The following is a 338-nucleotide window of genomic DNA, read 5'->3' on the forward strand; positions in this document are numbered from 1 at the left end:
CGCTGGCGCACGGCGATGAACGATTTTTATGTCGCCAACTGGCCACGGCTGCGCACGATCGAAGGCGCCTCCCAGCGCATCCAGGAAGACACCATGCGTTTCGCCAGCACCATGGAAGGTCTAGGCGTTAATCTCATCAGCGCAGTGCTGACACTGTTGGCCTTCCTGCCGGTTCTGGTGAGGCTGTCCAGCAACGTCACGGAGTTGCCTCTGTTCGGCTCGATTCCCTATCCGCTGGTGTTCGCCGCGGTGATCTGGTCAATCCTGGGCACCGGCGTTCTCGCGCTTATCGGCATCCGCCTGCCCGGAATTGAATTTTTCAACCAGCGGGTCGAAGC

Annotated in this window: 1 protein-coding gene; it reads left to right on the plus strand. The window is 60.1% G+C overall.

Annotated features, from left to right (window positions below; all coding sequences use genetic code 11):
- Positions 1-338: SbmA/BacA-like family transporter (locus AC0L3J_RS37765; RefSeq protein ID WP_473350494.1), on the plus strand; the 338-nt coding region annotated here is incomplete at both ends.

It is taken from the genome of Bradyrhizobium sp. Kon37, from assembly GCF_055807535.1.